The following is an 18832-nucleotide window of genomic DNA, read 5'->3' on the forward strand; positions in this document are numbered from 1 at the left end:
GTTCGTAAACAGGTAGCCATCCGAAGAAAATAAAAACCCGGAGCCCGAGCCGGTCGCCTGCTCGATCCCTTTCACATAACTAAAAACCTCGAGTGTTACAACCGCGGTCTAGAGATTATCGACCGCGCCGATAATAGTAGCTGAATAGCTATCCATAATCATCCTTTCACGAAGCCTGCTTCAATTTGCGTTCCTATCGGTCGTTTAGCGCCCTTTTGTCGCTTGGAAGCTCCGTATTTGGTTATTATGTCAGTTATGGAGCATAATATTGATTTACCTGGCGTTGAATCGGATGTGCGCGAGGTAAGGCCCTAATTGCTGTGTTCCCTCGAAGGCCCGCCAGCGCAAGATCCTATTGGCTCCAAAGGATTGTAATATAATTCTCCGTAAAAGCTGCCGACACGATACAACTGCACGATCAGGCCGTTCTCTTCGCGGTCAGCTAAGAAGTCGCCCCGTAAAACGACTGCCATCCAGCGCATCGTATTCTTCCATCGTCAGCATATACAAATTTAAACAACCTCCGTCAGAAAGTATTATAAATGATCATACGTGGCTTAGACTTCTTAATTGCTGTCACGATTATTTTTTATTAAATGTCGGATAAGGCACAAATTCGGTTTCGTCCCCTTTTATCTTATCAAATGTTTGCGCGATCCATTTTTGTTTGGCCGCGTTGATCAGTTCCTTATCGGTGGCCACAAAATTCCAATCTAAAAATCGCTCTTCGGCAAAAGGTTCTCCGCCAAATAAGTAGATCGTGCTGTCTGCTGCTATAGTAAATTCGCACAACGAGCTTTCTTTGGCTACCAATAGCTGTTTAGCCTGGTAACTATTGCCCTCACTTTCTATCTGACCTTCGAGTATATACAGGCCCGCTTCACCATAAAGAAAAGGTCCAATATTAACCGTTTGCCTGGTTTTGCTTTTAATCTCTACCATAAATAGTTTGCTGTACACCGGGACGGCAGATTGGTGGCCAAATGCTTCACCGGCCACTAACTTGAATTGCAGGCCACCGTCTGTCCAGGTAGGTAATTGCGCAGCATCAATATGGAAAAATTCCGGTGCCATTTGTTCCAGCTCTTTCGGCAAGGCCACCCAAATCTGTAAGCCATGCAAGGTTTGGCTGGCATGGCGCAAATATTCCGGCATGCGCTCCGAGTGAACGATCCCTTTCCCCGCAGTCATCCAGTTTACCGCGCCCGGTTTGATCTCCACCACATTACCCAAAGTATCCCGGTGCATAATGCTGCCTTCAAATAAAAAGGTAAGCGTAGAAAGACCGATATGCGGATGCGGCAGCACATCGAAGCTTTGACGCTCAGTCAGTTTTACCGGCCCCATGTGGTCAATAAAAACAAAAGGACCAACCATTCTTTTTTCCCGGAATGGCAGTAAGCGGCCGACCATAAAGTTGCCAATGCTGGCCGCTCTTTCTTCAATGATAAGACTGATATTCGACATAACCGTAATTGATTGCTTTACAATGGTAAAGATAAAAAAGGCTAAACTAAATTTTTTGTGGGGTGCTTTTTTTATTAGTCTGAATAGGATATTAGCGCCCGGCTACCCCTGCTTTCACGAAGTCTTGTCAATGCTTTGTCTTTGATTTGCCTTACCCGTTCCCGGGTGAGCTGGTATATTTCCTCAATTTCTTCGAGGCTGTGGGCGTGTTGGTTACCAAGACCAAAAATAAGGACAATACTTCTCTTTCTTTTTCAGCGAGCACGCGCATGCTGTTGGAAACTTCAATGTTTAGTGATTCGTTCATCATCCCTTATCTGTTCCGGGTTCCGGGCTTTGCAGCACATCCAGCAGTGTGTTTTCTTCCTCGCTTGAAAACGGCGTATCGTAAGAGAGGTGCTTGCCGGAATTAGCTAAAGAATTAGTCACTTTTCCTACAGTTATTTCTAAATCTTCTGCCAGTTCCTCAGGTGTCGGCTGCCTTTCATACACTTGTTCCGGCCTGGAAGCCGCTTTAGCGATCTTCGATAGGCCACCCACCTGGTTCAATGGTAGCCGCGGAGATATTATCCAACCCGCGCAACCAGAAAGACGAAATACAAGCTTTGCAGGACACGATTTACATGATTGGCGGCAAATGGAAATTGCCGATCATCAATTCGCTTTGCAACGGTAATAAACGCTTCCGCGATATTAAGCGCAGCATTCCCGGCATTTAGGACGTTTGCTGTTTTTCTATTTTTTCTTCGCTTTATCCCGATATGATTTTTGTAAATTCTCAATTAAAGACTTCTCTGCATTGCCATTTGGCCTAATGAATGATTCAGCTTTTTCAATTGCTTGTAAATCAGCAAAAAAGTTAGACCATTGTCCTGTCTGGTCTACCAGAAAGGCAAAAGCCTCAAGTCGAAAGATTTGAGGCTTTTTTGCGTAAGAACTATCGGCTCGCCAAATATTGTAACAACGGGTTTCAACCCGTTGAAGCACACCCCACCCAACGCAAGTGCCGTATGCACGAACGAGCTTTAATCTGTTGAGCATGCAACACTAAACCGCCCAGCGCACAAGTACGACCTATATAATATCCCTCTGTAATGAAATATTTCTTACTTTACCCGTTCAATATATTCCCCGGTGCGTGTATCTACTTTTACTTTATCGCCCTGGTTTACAAAAAGCGGCACTTTTATTTCTACACCATTCTCTGTTGTAGCCGCTTTTAACGCGCCTGATGAGGTATCACCTTTAACAGCCGGCTCAGAATACGTAATTTCTAATTCTACGAAGTTAGGTGCTTGCGCCATAATAGGTTCTTCACTTTCAAATGATACAATTACGTTCATTCCTTCTTTTAGAAATTTCACAGACGGGCCAAATAGCGCTTTTGGAATATTAAACTGATCATAAGTGTCATTATTCATGATTACCATGAAATCACCATCTTCATACAGATATTGAAAATCGTTAGTTTCTACCCGGCAAATCTCAACCTGTTCGTCGGTAGCTAAACGAGCCTCTACAATTTTACCGGTTTTTATATTTCTAAACTTATCTAAATAGAAAGCCCCACCTTTACCTGGTGTACGATGCAGAACTTCTGTAACGGTTACCAGGTCGCCATTGTAACGTAATATATTTCCTACTTTAATTTCAGATGCCTTTGCCATGAAAATACTCTTTTAAATTTTGAAGCCCAAAGATATATTAAGTTATGATAATCTGCCACTATTCGAAGTTTAGCGAAGCGTAAGAAGATGTAGGCTAATTTATCTAACCATAAAATCAGGTCTCCACGCTCAGGGGAATAAAAATAAAAAAGCTGGAGCCCTGTCCAAAAGCACTTTCAAAATCTATTGTGTCGCCTGTCGCTCAATAAATTCCTTACATAATGGCAGGCTCAAACCAACTCCCTTTTCATCATTCGTACCATATGTGGTTTCTGAGGTTATTGAAAAAATCTTATCTCTTTTATCCTGGTTTCCATTGTCTTTAACTATTAAAAGAAAGCCTTTAATTGAGAGATTAGAGGCTTTTTTGTTTTAGATAATTATTCACTTTTACCTAATAATATTATCTTTAACTTTTTACAAACTTAAAACCTTCATCTCACACTAAAATGAATAAATTCGTACTGCTTTTTTTATTTATATTATTTTTTAATATCTCGAAGGCACAAATAAAAGCACTTACTGACAATGGCCGTCAAGTAGTTTTATATGATAATGGTACCTGGAAGTATGAAGACAATAGTGTTACTAAAAAGTCAAGTGATTCAATAAAATTAAATCCTATTAAATTTTCAAAATCACCCGGCGCTACTTTCCTTGTAAAGAGTACTATTGTAAATATTGGAATTTATATTGACCCTAATAAGTGGACTTTTGCGGGTCATCATGATAATGAGACAAATCCGGAATATAGATTTAATTTAAAGTCGGAAAATGGCATGGCCCTCCTGGAAACAGAAAAGACCCAGATTGGAATTGAATATATGCCGGAAATAGCTTTAGTAAATGCTCGAAAAGCAGCACTTGATGCCAGAATTACTACTAAGGAATACAGGATAGTGAATAATAAAAAAATTCTTTTTTTAGAAATGGCTGGTACCATTAAAGGGATTAAGTTTAAGTATATGGGATATTATTTTTCTAATGAAAAGGGTACTGTTCAATTATTGTGCTATACAACGGAAAGCATGTATAATGCAGCCTATAAAGATCTGGAGATCTTTTTGAACGGTTTTTTAGTAATGGAATAGAAATATCAATTTAAAATCATCGAAAAAGTTTGGGATTTGTCCTGCTCCCGCTACCCAAGTCAAAAGCCGCAAGCCGCAAGATTTGAGGTTTCTTCTGTAAGAGCCCGCGGCTCGCCAAATTTTGTAACAACGGCTTTTAATCCATTGAACATGAGCCTACACCTTCAACACCCGTGTGCCGGAGACGCACTTGTTCCACTTTACTACGTTTACACCCTTTATAAGCAACCACAGGCAAAGTGATAATTCGGCAATAAAGGGGGGAAGTAAAATTACAGGAAACATACGGTATGCAAATGCGGGGGCAATTATCAGCGCAAAGCTATTAATAAGATAACACAAACCGGCAATCTGCATCAGAACGCCCAGGATACGGGGCAGATAGCCCGATCTGAAAATTAAATACCCGGAAACGAGGCATGTAAAGCCAAAAAATATAAGGCCAACGCTAAAGCCTATTCCATGCAACTTGATAGAAAGGTAGCTAAGCGCGTGTAGCTGATTGGGATTGAATGCCTTCAGGTAATCCGCACTGCCTAATAAAGACATCGCCGCCAAAAGATTTAATTTATTGGCAACCAAAACAGCAGTCTGGATCAAATTAAAAAGCACCATAAGCAAAGCAAGGTTTTTGTTTACTGGCCTAAGCAAAACATAAAATACCAGCATTAAAGGGATATCGCATACATGCATTATCAGGTCGGTGGCAATGCTTATGCGCCACAGTAACTCATGGGCCATAATATTATTTGCTGTGGCTATAGCATTGCCCGATACAACAAGCTTGTCTCTTACAAACAATTCGCCAAAAATACCGGCAATTATTATAATCAGATACAGCACGCCGCCAATCCGTGCATAAACTTGCGGCGAAACCTCAGTATGGTTTGAGTTCATCTTGGGCTTTTTAACTTGACTTTATGACTATACCTGTTTTAAATTGTTACAAAAATGAAAAAGCACACATTAGCCCGGATCTTAATACAACAGGCAGTTGATCTTGATCCCGGCTATTTAAGCTATCCGTTTAGGTGGTTTTTCTTTTTAGAATATATCCTAATCCACCTGTTAATTGCTTCAAATAATATTAATACTTAGTTAATAAACTACAGTATTTCTATTATACTAATCAATATAGATTTGAAAATGCCTCACCTATTTAAAAACTTATAGTTGTATCCTTTATTTATTTTTCTTTTTAATTAACGTCCCGTTTTATTAAAATATCTAACTTTTATTACCTATAAAGCACAAATGTTATCCTTGATGCGCTATAACTTTCATGTAACTATTATTAAAATAATAAGCAGACTAAAAATATTTTACCTGCTTTAATTTCTCAAAACCATTTTTTTAAAGTTAAAATACGGCTTACTGCAAGCCTAAGGGCACTATCTGAAAAAAATTTGTCAACAATTTAGCTTGCACGCTTAATCCTAAAAAACAAGGCTATTTATAATGGGCACTTGCTTTGCATATATCGCAGCAATGAAACTATTTATAAAAAACATGATTTGCCTTAGTTGCAAAATTGTAGTAAAGCATGAATTTGAAAAACTTGGACTATTTTGTATGTCTGTTGAGATTGGCCAGGTGGAAACCCGGGGGGCCATTTCTGTTGACCAGATGAAAGACCTTAAGATAGCCTTACTTAAAGCCGGATTAGAGCTTTTAGAGGACCGGAAAAATATATTAATAGAAAAAATTAAAAATGTTGTTTTAGAAATGATCGATGATTCAGATCATCCCTTAAAAACAAATTTTTCTTATTACTTAAGTAAAGCGCTAAATCTTGATTATACCTATTTGGCTAACACTTTCTCTGAAATGGAAGGTACAACTATAGAAAATTTTATTATTGTAAATAAAATAAAAAGGGTAAAAGAATTGATAGGCTATAAAGAACTTAATCTTACAGAAATTTCCTGGAAACTCAACTATAGCAGCGTTGCCCATCTATCTACTCAATTTAAAAAGGTTACCGGTGTAACCCCTTCACACTTCAAATATGTTGAGTGTGCCAGCCCATTGCCTTCTGCAATGTGTGAATTATAGAACTTATTTAAAAAATAATGTAACATCTCTACCCATTACCCGAGGTAGGTTTGTATTGTCCTGAATTATGCCCTAAAAGGTTTCAGGCATTAAACATTATTATTTAAATAATTATTTATGAGCAAAAAAACTACTCCGACTATTAATAGCACTCAAGTGTGTAAAAGCAGAGGCTATTCAAAGGCATTCACTACCATTTGGTCCATGGTGCTACTATTTATGGTATTTACAACAAGTTGTAAAAAAGATGAATTTGTAGCTATTCAAGGGGTTTGCCCCTTAGTTACTACCGATCCGATGGATAAAGCGGTAGATGTGATACTCAGCAAGGTTATTACGGCAACTTTTAATACCGATATGGACCCGGCATCTATCACAAAAACAACATTTATAATTAAACAAGGCGCCACTGCAGTATCAGGCACGGTTGCCGCTACTACCAATGCCAGGGTCTACACTTTTACACCCGATGTGCCTTTATTGCCCTTTACTCTTTATACAGGTACCATCACTACAGGTGCTGTTGATAAATTTCATACAGCCTTAGTTAATGATTATGTATGGACGTTTACAACTATCCCGCAGGTATCTTTATCATCACTTCCTGTTGCAGGTGGAACAACTACCGGGGCGGGTACATTTGCCCAGGGAGCTGTAACTACTGTAACGGCCACACCAGCTACCGGCTTTGTGTTTACTAACTGGACGGAAAATGCAGTTATAGCCTCAACCAGTCCAAGCTACCAATTTACTATGGCTGGAAACAGAGTCTTGGTTGCTAACTTCACAGCAGTAGCAGCAGGGAAAGTAGCATTAAATCTATCAGCTGCCCCGTTAGCAGGCGGAGTACTTAGTGGACAGGGGCAATATGCAACCGGTTCAACTGTAATTGCAACTGCTGCTCCCAATGCCGGATATACATTTGTTAATTGGACAGATAATGGAACTATAGTTTCTACCAGTTCAAGCTATCAGTTTGTTTTGTCTGGAGATAGGACATTAATTGCACACTTTAGCACAATACCGGCATCGCAATTCGCGGTAATATTATCATCAAATCCAGCTGCCGGCGGATCAACAACCGGGTCTGGTTCATATGCTGCGGGAACATCTGTAACCGTAACCGCATCGCCGAATATCGGATATACCTTCGTTAACTGGACAGATAACGGAACTGTTGCATCAACCAGTCCGGCTTATACATTCCCGTTAAGTGCAAACAGGACATTGGTTGCTAATTTCTTAATTAACACGTACACCTTAAATACAACAGCATTACCAGCAGCAGGTGGGAGTGTAACAAAAACGCCGAACCAGCCAACGTACAATTACGGAACTACGGCACAGCTTACCGCAACGCCAAATGCAGGTTATATATTTTCATCATGGAGCGGAGATGCCTCAGGTTCAGTAAACCCATTAACGGTTACCATGACCTCGAATAAAAATATTACGGCCAACTTTACGGCAACAGTAACACCAGCGATTGGCCCTGTACTTCCTGGTCTTGGAGCGGCTGGTAATTTTACCATTTTAACCGAATCTGGGATATCTACTACAGGTGTTACATCAATTACCGGTGATATTGGAGTGAGCCCTATAACCTCAACAGCAATAACCGGGTTTGGATTAATAATGGATACCAATGGTCAAACTTCACACACCCCAATTGTGAGTGGAAAGGTTTACGCTGCCGACTACGCTGTTCCTACACCAGGTAACATGACCACAGCTGTAAGTAATATGGAAACCGCTTATACAAATTCAAATAACCTAGTAACCCCTGCACCTGTTAATGGTTTAGGCGCCGGTGATATTAGTGGTTTGACTTTGCCTCCGGGCTTGTATAAATGGGGCACGGGTGTTTTAATAACCAATGCCGGTGTAACACTTTCGGGTGGTGCAAATGATACATGGGTTTTCCAGATCGCACAAGATCTTACTGTAAATAACTCTGCCATTATTCACTTAATAGGCGGGGCGCAAGCCAAGAACATCTATTGGGTAGTTGCCGGCCAGGCAACACTTGGAACAAACGTTGATTTCAGCGGAAATATTCTGAGTAAAAACCTGATCTCACTAAATACCGGGGCTAAAGTTACCGGCAGATTATTGGCACAAAAAGCAGTTACATTAAACGCCAGTACGGTTATTTTACCTTAATATATTTTATACTCATCAGTACATTCCCCGCGGGGGATGTACTTGTAAAACACATTTATTAAAACAGAAATCATATGTTACTTCAATATAAAACAATAAAAAGATCCATCATATTTTCATTGATGCTGATGCTTGCCCAAATTGCTGCGCAGGCTCAAACAACGCAACCCATTTGGTGGTTTGGCGTATCGGGCGCTGCTAATTTTAATTTTTATGATGGCACAACCCAAACGCTCAACAGTTCATTAATTGTTCCAACTGCTTTTCATAAAGGTTACGGGGTGCGCCCTTATGGCTCCGTTCTGGCAGAATATCGCCCGGCCGGAATATGGGGTGTTATGCTTAACGTTGGCTATGATGGCCGGGGTGGAAAATTTAAAGATGTTGTTGCCCCTTGTAATTGTGATGCCACATTGCATACAAATACAAGCTATATTTCTGTTGAGCCAAGCTTGCGTTTAGGTATCCCATCATCAAGCCTTTACTTCTTTGCAGGCCCGCGTTTAGCTTTCAATATGATGCATGATTTCGCTTATACCCAGGTAAAGCAGCCGAATACAAATTCACAGCTAAGCGATATGCGTAAAACTTTAATATCCGGACAAGTTGGTGTTGGTTTTGAAGTTCCGCTTTCTTCAGCTAACAGCACAACTAAGGTTAACCTTTCGCCTTTTGTTTCTTATCAGCCATATTTTGGTCAATCGCCCCGCAGTATAGAAAGCTGGACGGTAACAACGGTAAGAGCAGGTGTTGCACTTAAATTTGGAAAGGCTCACAAAATTGCTGTGGCCGCTACACCACCGCCGATAGTTGTTCCTATTGTGGCTGATGTTGCTTTTTCAGTACGCGAGCCAAAAACAGTGCCTTTAAATCGTCAAGTAAGCGAAACCTTACCATTGCTTAATACCGTATTTTTTGATGCTGGTTCTAACAGCGTGCCAGCCCGGTATGTACTGCTTACAAAAGATCAGGCATCAGGTTTTAAAGAACAACAATTGCAGGAAGAGCAATCGGTAACTATGTCTGGCCGTTCTGCAAGGCAATTAAATGTATACCATAATATACTCAACATAGTAGGCGACCGTATGCGGGCCAACCCCACTACTACCATATTACTAAGCGGCGCCCCTGCCGGCGATGGTAAAATTATGGCCGAGTCAATTAAACAATATATAGTAATGACATTCGGAATTGACGGCTCAAGAATTACTACCAGGGCACGTATTAAACCTATTAATCCATCAGAACAACCGGGCGGCAACAAGGAGCTTGTTTTGCTTCGCGCGGAAGATCGCAGGGTTGATATTACAAGCACATCGCCAGAGTTGCTAATGGAAGTTGGCGGCGGCATGATGAAGCCTGTACAAATTAATGCAATGCAGGTAGACCCGCTTGACAGCTACGTTATTTTAAATGTTGACGGTGCTAAAAAACAATTTAACAGCTGGTCTGTAAATATAACCGATGACAGAGGAACAGTGCAGCATTACGGACCGTTCACCAGAGACCAGGAAAGCATATCCGGTGTAACTATTGTAGGTAATAACCCTGAAGGAAATTACAAAATAGCTATGACCGGCGAAGCTAAAAACGGCACTACGGTTACAAAGGAAAGCACAGTTCATTTAATGCGTCAGGATGTGACCATTCAAAAAGGCTTCCGTTATAGTATTATATTTGATTTTGATAAGGCAATTACAATAGCATCATATAATAAGCTTTTAACCGATGTAGTGTCGCCTTTAATTGCTGATGGATCTACCGTTATTGTACACGGCCATACCGATATTATCGGCGAGGAGGAGTATAATCAAAAACTGTCTGATAGCAGGGCGCAACAAAGCCAAAAAATGCTTGAACCTACATTAGCAGCTTCGGGTAAAAACAACGTTAAGTTTGAAACATTGGGCTTTGGTGAAGATAGTAATCATTCACCCTTTGAAAATACTTTGCCCGAAGAACGCTTTTATAACCGTACGGTTGTTATAGATATTATACCGGCAAACAAATAAATTAAGGCCTGATCATTTATAGATTAGCCAACAAAATTTACTTTAGAAAAGCCGCCTCCGGGTGGCTTTTCTTTTTATATTTGATATTATTTGTCAAATATCCATGTTATGAAACTGTTAAACCTGCTTTTTTTATTATTAGGTATATCGCAAACATCCTTTGCACAACAAAAACCAGACACACTGTTTTTTGAGAACTTTAACGGCACAACCCTCAACAGGGATAAATGGAACGTTGAGGTTACAGGGCGCACAGTTAATAATGAGCAGCAGGCTTATGTCGACTCGGCAACGATATTAAAAGTATCAAATGGCATGCTGGCTATAAAGCCGGTTTATCACCCCGGCTATACCAGCAATATGCAAAAACAGTATGATTTTTTATCGGGCAGGGTAAATACCCGCAATAAGTTTGCATTTACTTATGGTACAGCTTCGGCAAAGATAAAAATGACGGCAGGCGCCGGTTTATGGCCGGCGTTTTGGGCGCTGGGCGAAGGCAAGTGGCCCGACTGCGGCGAAATAGATATAATGGAAAACATTGGCGACTCATTATGGGTGAACCATGCTTTGCACGGGCCGGGTTATTTTGGTAATACGCCGCTGGTATATCACAGCTTTTTTCCAAAAGGTACAGATATAACCCAATGGCATATTTATTCGGTTAGCTGGGCACCCGATAAACTGGTTTTTAGTATTGACGGAGCGGCGACTTATACTGTTACAAAAGAAATGGTAGAAAAATACGGGCGCTGGGCCTATGATGATCCTAAATATATTATACTAAATTTTGCTTTGGGTGGTGGCTTTCCTAACGGGGTTAATAAAATAACTACCCCCTATTTTGGCATGCCGCAAAATACGGTTGATAAAATAAAAGCAGGGAAGGCCGATTTTGTGATTGATTGGGTATTGGTTACAAAAAAATAAAGCCAATAAACCGGCACAAAATTTTCCTGACTAATATTAAACAAGCCTTTTCTCATAACAATAAAACCGCAGCCCTTCCCTAAAGCCCAGGCCAATCTCACCGGCATAAGTATACCCAAGTTTTGGGAATAGCTTTTGCGTGGCTTCATTAGCTGTATTGGTATCAACGCGTAATACCTTAATGTTACGCCCTAAGGCTACCTGTTCGGCTTGCTGCATAAGTTTACTTGCTATGCCTTTACCACGATGATGGATGCTTACCGCCAGTCTGTGTACCACTATCGCGGTTTCATCCAGGTCCCAGCCTACTGCGGCGTACTCGGGCTCCTGGTCGGTTGTTATGGCTGCAATGCCGGTTATATATCCATCTTCATCAGCTACCCAAAGCTGGTTATGCGCTATATCTTTTTCAAAAACCGGGGCATTTGGATATACGGCATCCCACTGAAAATTACCTGCGGCGTTCATAACGGGCACCACTCCGGCTATCAGTTTCATTATTGGGGGGATATCTGCAAGGGTGGCGAGGCGGATTAGCATAGCGCAAAAAAAATGAAAATTTAGGTATTGAACAAATTTATCAGGCTAATGGAACTCGTCCGTCTCAATGCGCCCCGCATCTTGTCCCGTACACCCACCACAACGTATGCTTGCTAATAATATATTTGTATAAACAATCACTAACCTTATAATCATGAAAACCACAAAAATTTTATACTGGGTATTTACTATCCTGTTTGCGTTCGTAATGTTTGGCTCAGCCATTCCTGATGTACTAATGCAACCCGCGGCTGTTAAAGGCATGCACGGCGGGCTGGGCTACCCAATTTATTTTGTACCTTTTATTGGTGTGGCAAAAATACTGGGTGTTATAGCTATACTTATCCCTGGATTCCGAAGATTAAAAGAATGGGCCTACGCTGGCTTAACTTTTGATCTGATAGCCGCTACCTATTCTCTTTATTGCACCCCACACCCCGATGGCCCATGGTATTTTATGCTAATATTTTTGGCCCTGGCAGCTTGTGCGTATATTTGGTATAGTAAAAAACAAGACTTACCTGCTACCACATGAGAAAATTAAAACTACAAATGCAACTATCCGTGGACGGATATGTTGCCGGCCCAAATGGCGAAATGGATTGGATGAGATGGGACTGGGGCGACGATATAAAAAACTATGTAAAAGACTTTACGGCCCCTGTTGATACCCTTTTATTGGGGCGAAAATTGGCCGAAGGATTCATCCCTCACTGGGCTGGATTAATGCAAGACCCGGCAACGGCCGACCATTTTACTAAAAAAATGGTTGATACCCACAAAGTGGTTTTTTCAAAGACGCTCAAAGAATCCGCCTGGGAAAATACTGACCTGGCAACGGGCGATCTGGTGGAGGAAGTAAATAAACTAAAAGCTATGGATGGCGGTGACATCGTTACCTACGGCGGCGCAGGCTTTACATCAGCATTGATAAAAGCCGGGCTAATTGATGAGTACCATCTTTTTATAAACCCTGCAGCTATTGGGGATGGAATGCCTATATTTAAACAATTGGAAGGTAAGCTTAGCTTAAAATTAATTAAAAGCCAGGCTTTTGAGATTGGTATTGTAGTACTTTTTTATGTACCTGCATCCTAAACACCAATTGCTATCTGTATGAGCAAATCGCTTTTTCGCTATGACTTTTTACACTACGCTGGTCAAGCCCAGCCAAACAGACTTTAGCGAAGGCATTACGCTGCCCGAATTATTTAATTAGATCCTCATTTACCTTTCCGGTACCAGTCTGCGTTATTTGATCAAGCGGGCGGTCAAATTCCAACTTAGCTATCAATACTGTATCAAGCAATGCCTCTACCGGCAAATCGCGTAAACGCAAATAGGCTTTTTGCTCCGCGTGGTCGCTCGGGCTTAGGTTTACTACGCATGCTATGGGCTTGCCGTTATTTAACAATATAGCTGTTTTAGGCATCATGCTTATTGGTTTCAGTTTGATGCCGTTACCAATAATATCTTTCGAAAAATGCACATATAGCGTATTGCCGCGCTTAGTTAACTGGATGTTTTTATTAGGTAATAAGCCATTAGCCAGGGTTACGCCTACTAACGATTCTTTTACCGGTTTATACCATTTGCCAATTTGTTGCAGCAGATCGGCAGCGGGTTTAGGGATAAGACCCTCGGCTGTTGGGCCAACATTTAATAAATAGTTGCCGCCGCGTGTTAAGTAACTGTCTATGCTCTGCATTAAAAATTTAGCAGTATAATAATCTTCGTCCTTCCTATATCCCCAACTCTCCATACCTACCGACTGGCAAGCCTCTGTAGGATTGGTAAAACCTGTAATTGCCGCGGTAACATTCAGGTCGCGTTCTGGTGTGCCGTAGTCACCGCCATCAAAACCACGGTTATTAATAACTGCTGCGGGTTGCAGCTTCCTTATCATGGCGTTTATTGATGGGTCTTTATGGCCGGTAACATTCATGTCCCACCAAAAACCGTGTATCTCGCCATAATTGGTACAAAGCTCTTTAACCTGTTCTTTTAAAAATTCCAGGTATTTATCCAGGTCAGGGCTGTCACCTTCAACCGCGGGTAATTCATGACTACGCCCCTGGTTAGGATAATTAGGTTGGTTCCAATCTACTATCGAGTAGTAAAAGCATAACGGCATTTTACGCTTGTGGCAGGCATCAGCCAATAGTTTAATAATATCCTTTTTATAAGGCGTATTCATGGTATTGTAGGTGGTTTGCTTAGTATCCCACATACAAAACCCGTCATGATGTTTGGTGGTAATGCAAATATATTTCATGCCCGCCTGCTCTGCAAGGTCAATAAAATGGTCAGGATCGAATTTAGCCGGGTTCCATTGCTGGGCCAGTTTCATGTATTCTTTACGGGGTACCCTTGCCCGCCACTGGTATTGCTCATGCCAGGCCGGTATCGCATATAGTCCCCAATGTATAAACATGCCAAAACGCGCGTCGAAGAACCAATCGCGCCCATCGCCAAACTTACGTATCTCATCAGGCACCGGCATAAATGATGGTTGTTTAATGGTTGATGCCGCAGCAATAAGCTTATTAGAAAGTAACGACGTGGCAACAAGCCCAGCGGTTGATTTCAGGAGAGTTCTTCTTTTCATATTGGTTTATATTGGCCATTAAATATAATTATTAGTTGGTTTGGTGCAAGTAATATTTAAACAGAAACAACGGTTTAGTTAAATACTGCGTATTATGCATTATAATATGCCTGGATTAATATCTTTGAGTCGACTTAAATTACCGGTTACCTCCGGCTAACGCGTTGGAAAAACGCTTTTTAACAATTTAGGGTAGCCGGAATAAAGCTTATATGCATAAAATTCTTTTTTTCTTTTTTTTATTACTGACTTTAGAACTGCTTGCTCCCGCTGCTTTCGCTCAAAAAGATTATACCATTAGTGGCACTGTTAAGGATGCAGGAACCGGCGAAACATTAATAGGCGCCACTGTAAAATTACAAGAGCTGCAGCAAAACGGTGCTGTTACCAATTCTTATGGGTTTTTCTCGCTAACGGCTCCTGCCGGCGATTTTACATTAGTTATAAGTTATATAGGTTATGAAACCATTAGCCAGCCTATACGGTTAAATAAAAATTCGCTGGTTAACATTTTGCTTATCAGCGGCAATACGCTAAAAGAGGTTGCAATTAATGGCAATTCACGTAAAAATGAAAACATTACCAACCCCGAAATGGGCGTGACCAGGCTTGACCTGAAACAGCTAAACAATGTACCGGTAATATTTGGCGAGAAGGATGTTTTAAAAACTATCCAGTTATTGCCGGGTGTAAAATCAACCGGCGATGGCAATACAGGCTTTTACGTTAGAGGCGGCGGCTCCGACCAAAACCTTATCTTGCTTGATGAGGCCGTGGTATACAACGCATCGCATTTATTCGGTTTCTTTTCCACCTTTAATTCGGATGCTATAAAGGATGTGAGCTTGTATAAAGGCGGTATGCCCGCCCAATACGGGGGCCGCCTCTCGTCGGTACTGGATATAAAGATGCTGGATGGTAATGATAAGCAATACACTATACAAGGTGGTATTGGGTTAATAGCATCGCGCTTAAAAGTTGAAGGACCCATAGTTAAAAATAAAGGCTCATTTATGATAAGTGCCCGCCGCACCTACGCCGATCTTTTTTTAAAACTATCGCCAGACTCAACCACGCGCAACGCCAGCCTTTATTTTTATGACATTAACGCCAAGGTCAATTACCATTTGGATGATAGAAACACCATCTATCTTTCCGGCTATTTTGGCAAGGATGTATTGGGACTAAAAAACAACTTCGAAACCAACTGGGGCAATCAAACTGCTACACTGCGCCTCAACCATATTTTTAACAGTAAACTATTTTTAAATACGTCGTTTATTTACAGCGATTATAATTTTGTTGTTCAAAGTTTTTCTACCAATAATGATTTTAAGGTAACCTCAAAAATTCGCGACTTTAATCTTAAAGAGGATTTTGAATATTTCTTCTCCTATAAAAACACGCTTCATTTTGGCATTAATGTTACACACCACCTTATTTCGCCGGGCGATATCAGTACTTCGCAAACATCGGGCATAAACTCGCAGGCTATTCAAAGCCGTAATGGTATAGAAAGCTCGGCCTATGTGTCTGACGAATGGCATCCTACCGATAAGTTGAATATTTTATACGGCTTAAGGTTATCGTCATTTTCATTAATAGGCCCCGGTAAGATCACTACCTATGCCCCGGATAATACCATTATATCATCTGCAGACTATGCATCAGGGAAGGTTGTAAAAAGCTATCTTAATCCAGAACCGCGTATTTCTGTAAGCTATACACTTAATGAGCTGAACGCTATAAAAGCTTCTTTTAACCGTAATACACAAAATATTCATTTAATTTCTAACTCAACTGCCAGCTCACCAACAGATCTGTATGTAATGAGCAGCAATAATATCAAACCCGGCATAGCCGACCAGGCATCGATAGGTTTTTTTAAGAACTCGGCAAATAGCCAATATGAATTTTCTACCGAAGTTTATTATAAATGGCTGCAAAATCAGATTGATTATAAAAATGGGGCACAGCTTATAGCCAACCAGGATGTAGAATCGCAGTTGGTTTATGGCCGGGGCCGGGCCTACGGCCTGGAGATATTTTTGAAAAAGAAGTACGGGAAATTTAACGGGTGGATAGGTTATACTTTATCAAAAACCGAGAACCGGTTTGATGCAATAAATAACGGCAATTACTTTGCCGCCAGGCAAGATAGAATACATGATGTATCAGTAGTTGGTATTTATAAAATAACTAACCGGTGGACATTATCAGGCACCTTTGTGTATGGTACCGGCAATGCAGTTACTTATCCGCATGGAAAATATACCATAGGTGGATTAACTACTTATTATTATCCCGACCGTAATTCGGACCGCATGCCGCCCTATAGCCGTCTGGATCTGGGCGCTACGTTTGAAGGGAAACAACATAAAAAATTTCATTCCAGCTGGACGTTTGGCTTATATAATGCCTACAATCGTAAAAACCCGTATACCATTACCTTCCAAAACAAAGAAAACGACCCTACCCGCACAGAGGCTGTCGAAACAAGTTTATTTGGCCGTATTCCGTCTGTTACTTATAACTTTACCTATTAATTAACGCATGAAAACAAGTTATAAATTAGCCGCTTTTATTATTCTTTGTATAAGCATTGCTTCCTGCAAAAAAGTGATTAATCTAAAACTGGGCAATACTTCCCCACAGTTGGTGATAGAAGGCAACTTAACAGATATAGTGGGTACACAAAGCATAACTATATCTCAATCTGTTGCTTTTGATAACACCAATACCTTTCCGCCTGTATCAGGAGCCATTGTTAAAATAATTGATTATAACGGCCGCGTTTATAATTTAACCGAGCGTGCCGCGGGTACTTATACCATAAATTCTCTTTTTGGAAGATATACACAGCCTTACACTTTACAAGTACAGGTTAACGGGCAAACGTACACGGCCAAATCAACCATGCCCAGCAGGGTTAATCTGGATTCGCTTTCTGTTACAACACAAAGCTTCGGCAAATCAACCACAAATACCATAGGTATATCTTTCCAGGATTCGCCAAACATAAAAAATCAATACCGCTTTATCTTATATGTAAACGGGGTACAGGTAAATTCTGTATTTGTTCGAAACGATCAGTTTAGTGACGGACGTTTTGTGCAGGCCCTGTTATATCAGGATGATATTAAGATTAATAGCGGCGATAAAGTTAATGTTGAGATGCAATGTATTGACCCCGCAATGTATACTTACTGGTATACTTTTAGCCAGCAAAGCAACGGTTTTAGCAATTCGGCTACGCCAACTAATCCTCCTAATAATTTTGATAAGCCTGTATTAGGCTATTTTAGCGCACATACGGTACAGCGCAGATCAATTACAATTCCGTAAAGTTGGGGGCTAATTAATAAGTGGCCGGGGTTCCATTAGCCGATTGTGACATCAGGAAATTTTTAAGGGCAACAAGCTTATCTGTATTGATTAAATCAACACCGCAGCTTAATATTTCTTTCCATACGGCTTTATTATCGGGCGAAGCCCAAAGCCTTACCTGTTCCCCGTTTTTATGAGCCTGGGTTACATAAGCGCATAACCTATCCTTTTCACGTTCAGAGATATTACCCGATCCTTTCCACTTTAATAGTTTTGAATATTTGCAGCTTGCCATAGCGAATATGTTGCTGGCATTAGCGGTGTCCCTGGCGGTTTTACGCAAGTCTTCATCAATAAAAGCAAAACGGGATTGCTCGTTTTTCATAACATCATACGGCTTATGCCCAGATAACACAATAGTAATTGCACGTAAAGAAACCTTACCATTATCATAACTTGACAACACCGACTTATAATTTTCAAGTTCCCGTTTTAGCAAGGCATAAGTTTTATTAGCGTCTGATTTAATATCTATCATAAGCGTAATTGGCTGATTGTACCCGGCATATACTTGCCCGTTATTTTTACTTATCTGCTGGAACAACGGTTTTAAGTATAAATTTTCTAACGTTTTTTTCCCTTTAAAATAAGGGTTAATGTGGGCAACAACCAGTTTATTGAAGTGTAAAAAAACATCGGCTTCAATATGGGTATAGCCATTATTTTCAGCATCGATCAGGGGATGTTTGTGGCGATAATCGTTATGCGCAAAAGCATTGGCAAGCGTAATACATTGTGATTTTCCAATAAGTGGAATACCAAATAATAAAAAAACAAAAAGCGTCTTGAAAAAATGTAGGCGCATATTTACCAGTATTTAAACATATTAGGGTGTTACAATATTGTAAATATATGACTATAAAATGACAGTTTAAAAACATTTTTTAAATATATATCTGACCTTTTTAGTCA

Annotated in this window: 20 protein-coding genes; 11 read left to right on the forward strand and 9 right to left on the reverse strand. The window is 40.6% G+C overall.

From position 1 onward, the window contains the following. Positions 1-582 precede the first annotated feature (582 nt). The 3 genes from JWR23_RS11935 to JWR23_RS11945 all read right to left on the reverse strand — a co-directional run bounded on the left by JWR23_RS11935 (position 583) and on the right by JWR23_RS11945 (position 2007). Positions 583-1467, reverse strand: a complete 885-nt coding sequence (locus JWR23_RS11935; protein WP_299516320.1) for a pirin family protein — start codon at positions 1465-1467, stop codon at positions 583-585. A 74-nt stretch (positions 1468-1541) separates the two neighbouring features. Beyond that, complete coding sequence (locus JWR23_RS11940) at positions 1542-1706, reverse strand: sigma factor-like helix-turn-helix DNA-binding protein (protein WP_367277549.1); 165 nt, start codon at positions 1704-1706, stop codon at positions 1542-1544. 67 nt (positions 1707-1773) lie between these two features. After that, entirely contained in the window at positions 1774-2007 is a 234-nt protein-coding gene (locus JWR23_RS11945; protein WP_299516321.1) for a sigma-70 domain-containing protein, read from the reverse strand. An 8-nt stretch (positions 2008-2015) separates the two neighbouring features. On the opposite strand from JWR23_RS11945, the gene JWR23_RS11950 reads away from it, so the two are divergent. After that, complete coding sequence (locus tag JWR23_RS11950; protein WP_299516322.1) at positions 2016-2186, forward strand: helix-turn-helix domain-containing protein; 171 nt, start codon at positions 2016-2018, stop codon at positions 2184-2186. A gap of 16 nt (positions 2187-2202) precedes the next feature. Here JWR23_RS11950 and JWR23_RS11955 read toward each other — a convergent pair whose 3' ends face one another. Continuing rightward, positions 2203-2508: a hypothetical protein gene (locus tag JWR23_RS11955; RefSeq protein ID WP_299516323.1), complete on the reverse strand. Its 306-nt coding sequence runs from the start codon at positions 2506-2508 to the stop codon at positions 2203-2205. Between the two features lie 65 nt (positions 2509-2573). Further along, complete coding sequence (gene efp / locus JWR23_RS11960; protein WP_299516324.1) at positions 2574-3134, reverse strand: elongation factor P; 561 nt, start codon at positions 3132-3134, stop codon at positions 2574-2576. A gap of 449 nt (positions 3135-3583) precedes the next feature. Between efp and JWR23_RS11965 the strand changes: the two genes are divergently transcribed. Further along, positions 3584-4225, forward strand: a complete 642-nt coding sequence (locus JWR23_RS11965; protein ID WP_299516325.1) for a hypothetical protein — start codon at positions 3584-3586, stop codon at positions 4223-4225. 156 nt (positions 4226-4381) lie between these two features. Here JWR23_RS11965 and JWR23_RS11970 read toward each other — a convergent pair whose 3' ends face one another. Continuing rightward, entirely contained in the window at positions 4382-5122 is a 741-nt protein-coding gene (locus JWR23_RS11970; protein ID WP_299516326.1) for a DUF4386 domain-containing protein, read from the reverse strand. Positions 5123-5176: 54 nt separating this feature from the next. On the opposite strand from JWR23_RS11970, the gene JWR23_RS11975 reads away from it, so the two are divergent. From JWR23_RS11975 to JWR23_RS11995, 5 genes are all read left to right on the forward strand, one after another. Further along, complete coding sequence (locus tag JWR23_RS11975; protein WP_299516327.1) at positions 5177-5323, forward strand: hypothetical protein; 147 nt, start codon at positions 5177-5179, stop codon at positions 5321-5323. 474 nt (positions 5324-5797) lie between these two features. Continuing rightward, positions 5798-6280 (forward strand): helix-turn-helix domain-containing protein, encoded by a 483-nt coding sequence (locus tag JWR23_RS11980; RefSeq protein ID WP_367277548.1) that lies wholly within the window; start codon positions 5798-5800, stop codon positions 6278-6280. 204 nt (positions 6281-6484) lie between these two features. Further along, positions 6485-8443, forward strand: a complete 1959-nt coding sequence (locus tag JWR23_RS11985) for an ice-binding family protein (RefSeq protein WP_299516329.1) — start codon at positions 6485-6487, stop codon at positions 8441-8443. 74 nt (positions 8444-8517) lie between these two features. After that, the gene (locus JWR23_RS11990; protein WP_299516330.1) at positions 8518-10455 is read left to right on the forward strand and encodes an OmpA family protein; all 1938 of its coding nucleotides are present in this window, start codon (positions 8518-8520) and stop codon (positions 10453-10455) included. Between the two features lie 108 nt (positions 10456-10563). Beyond that, positions 10564-11385: a glycoside hydrolase family 16 protein gene (locus JWR23_RS11995; protein WP_299516331.1), complete on the forward strand. Its 822-nt coding sequence runs from the start codon at positions 10564-10566 to the stop codon at positions 11383-11385. A 36-nt stretch (positions 11386-11421) separates the two neighbouring features. Here JWR23_RS11995 and JWR23_RS12000 read toward each other — a convergent pair whose 3' ends face one another. Continuing rightward, entirely contained in the window at positions 11422-11925 is a 504-nt protein-coding gene (locus JWR23_RS12000; RefSeq protein WP_299516332.1) for a GNAT family N-acetyltransferase, read from the reverse strand. Positions 11926-12079: 154 nt separating this feature from the next. Here JWR23_RS12000 and JWR23_RS12005 point away from each other — a divergent pair, with 154 nt between their 5' ends. Both JWR23_RS12005 and JWR23_RS12010 read left to right on the forward strand, forming a co-directional pair. Next, complete coding sequence (locus JWR23_RS12005; protein ID WP_299516333.1) at positions 12080-12460, forward strand: DoxX family protein; 381 nt, start codon at positions 12080-12082, stop codon at positions 12458-12460. Further along, on the forward strand, positions 12457-13023 hold the full coding sequence (locus JWR23_RS12010) for a dihydrofolate reductase family protein (protein ID WP_299516334.1): 567 nt from the start codon (positions 12457-12459) through the stop codon (positions 13021-13023). The genes JWR23_RS12005 and JWR23_RS12010 overlap by 4 nt, the downstream gene beginning before the upstream one ends. A gap of 109 nt (positions 13024-13132) precedes the next feature. Here the strand turns inward: JWR23_RS12010 and JWR23_RS12015 are convergent, their stop codons facing one another. Beyond that, a complete protein-coding gene (locus JWR23_RS12015; RefSeq protein ID WP_299516335.1) occupies positions 13133-14533 on the reverse strand; it encodes an alpha-L-fucosidase in 1401 nt (466 codons plus the stop codon). Positions 14534-14745: 212 nt separating this feature from the next. On the opposite strand from JWR23_RS12015, the gene JWR23_RS12020 reads away from it, so the two are divergent. Both JWR23_RS12020 and JWR23_RS12025 read left to right on the forward strand, forming a co-directional pair. Next, complete coding sequence (locus tag JWR23_RS12020; RefSeq protein ID WP_299516336.1) at positions 14746-17079, forward strand: TonB-dependent receptor; 2334 nt, start codon at positions 14746-14748, stop codon at positions 17077-17079. A 7-nt stretch (positions 17080-17086) separates the two neighbouring features. Beyond that, positions 17087-17878, forward strand: a complete 792-nt coding sequence (locus JWR23_RS12025; RefSeq protein ID WP_299516337.1) for a DUF4249 domain-containing protein — start codon at positions 17087-17089, stop codon at positions 17876-17878. Between the two features lie 13 nt (positions 17879-17891). Here the strand turns inward: JWR23_RS12025 and JWR23_RS12030 are convergent, their stop codons facing one another. Then, a complete protein-coding gene (locus JWR23_RS12030) occupies positions 17892-18725 on the reverse strand; it encodes a phosphatidylinositol-specific phospholipase C/glycerophosphodiester phosphodiesterase family protein (protein ID WP_299516338.1) in 834 nt (277 codons plus the stop codon). Between the last annotated feature and the right edge of the window lie 107 nt (positions 18726-18832).

Source organism: Mucilaginibacter sp. (assembly GCF_028288205.1).
Taxonomy (GTDB): domain Bacteria; phylum Bacteroidota; class Bacteroidia; order Sphingobacteriales; family Sphingobacteriaceae; genus Mucilaginibacter.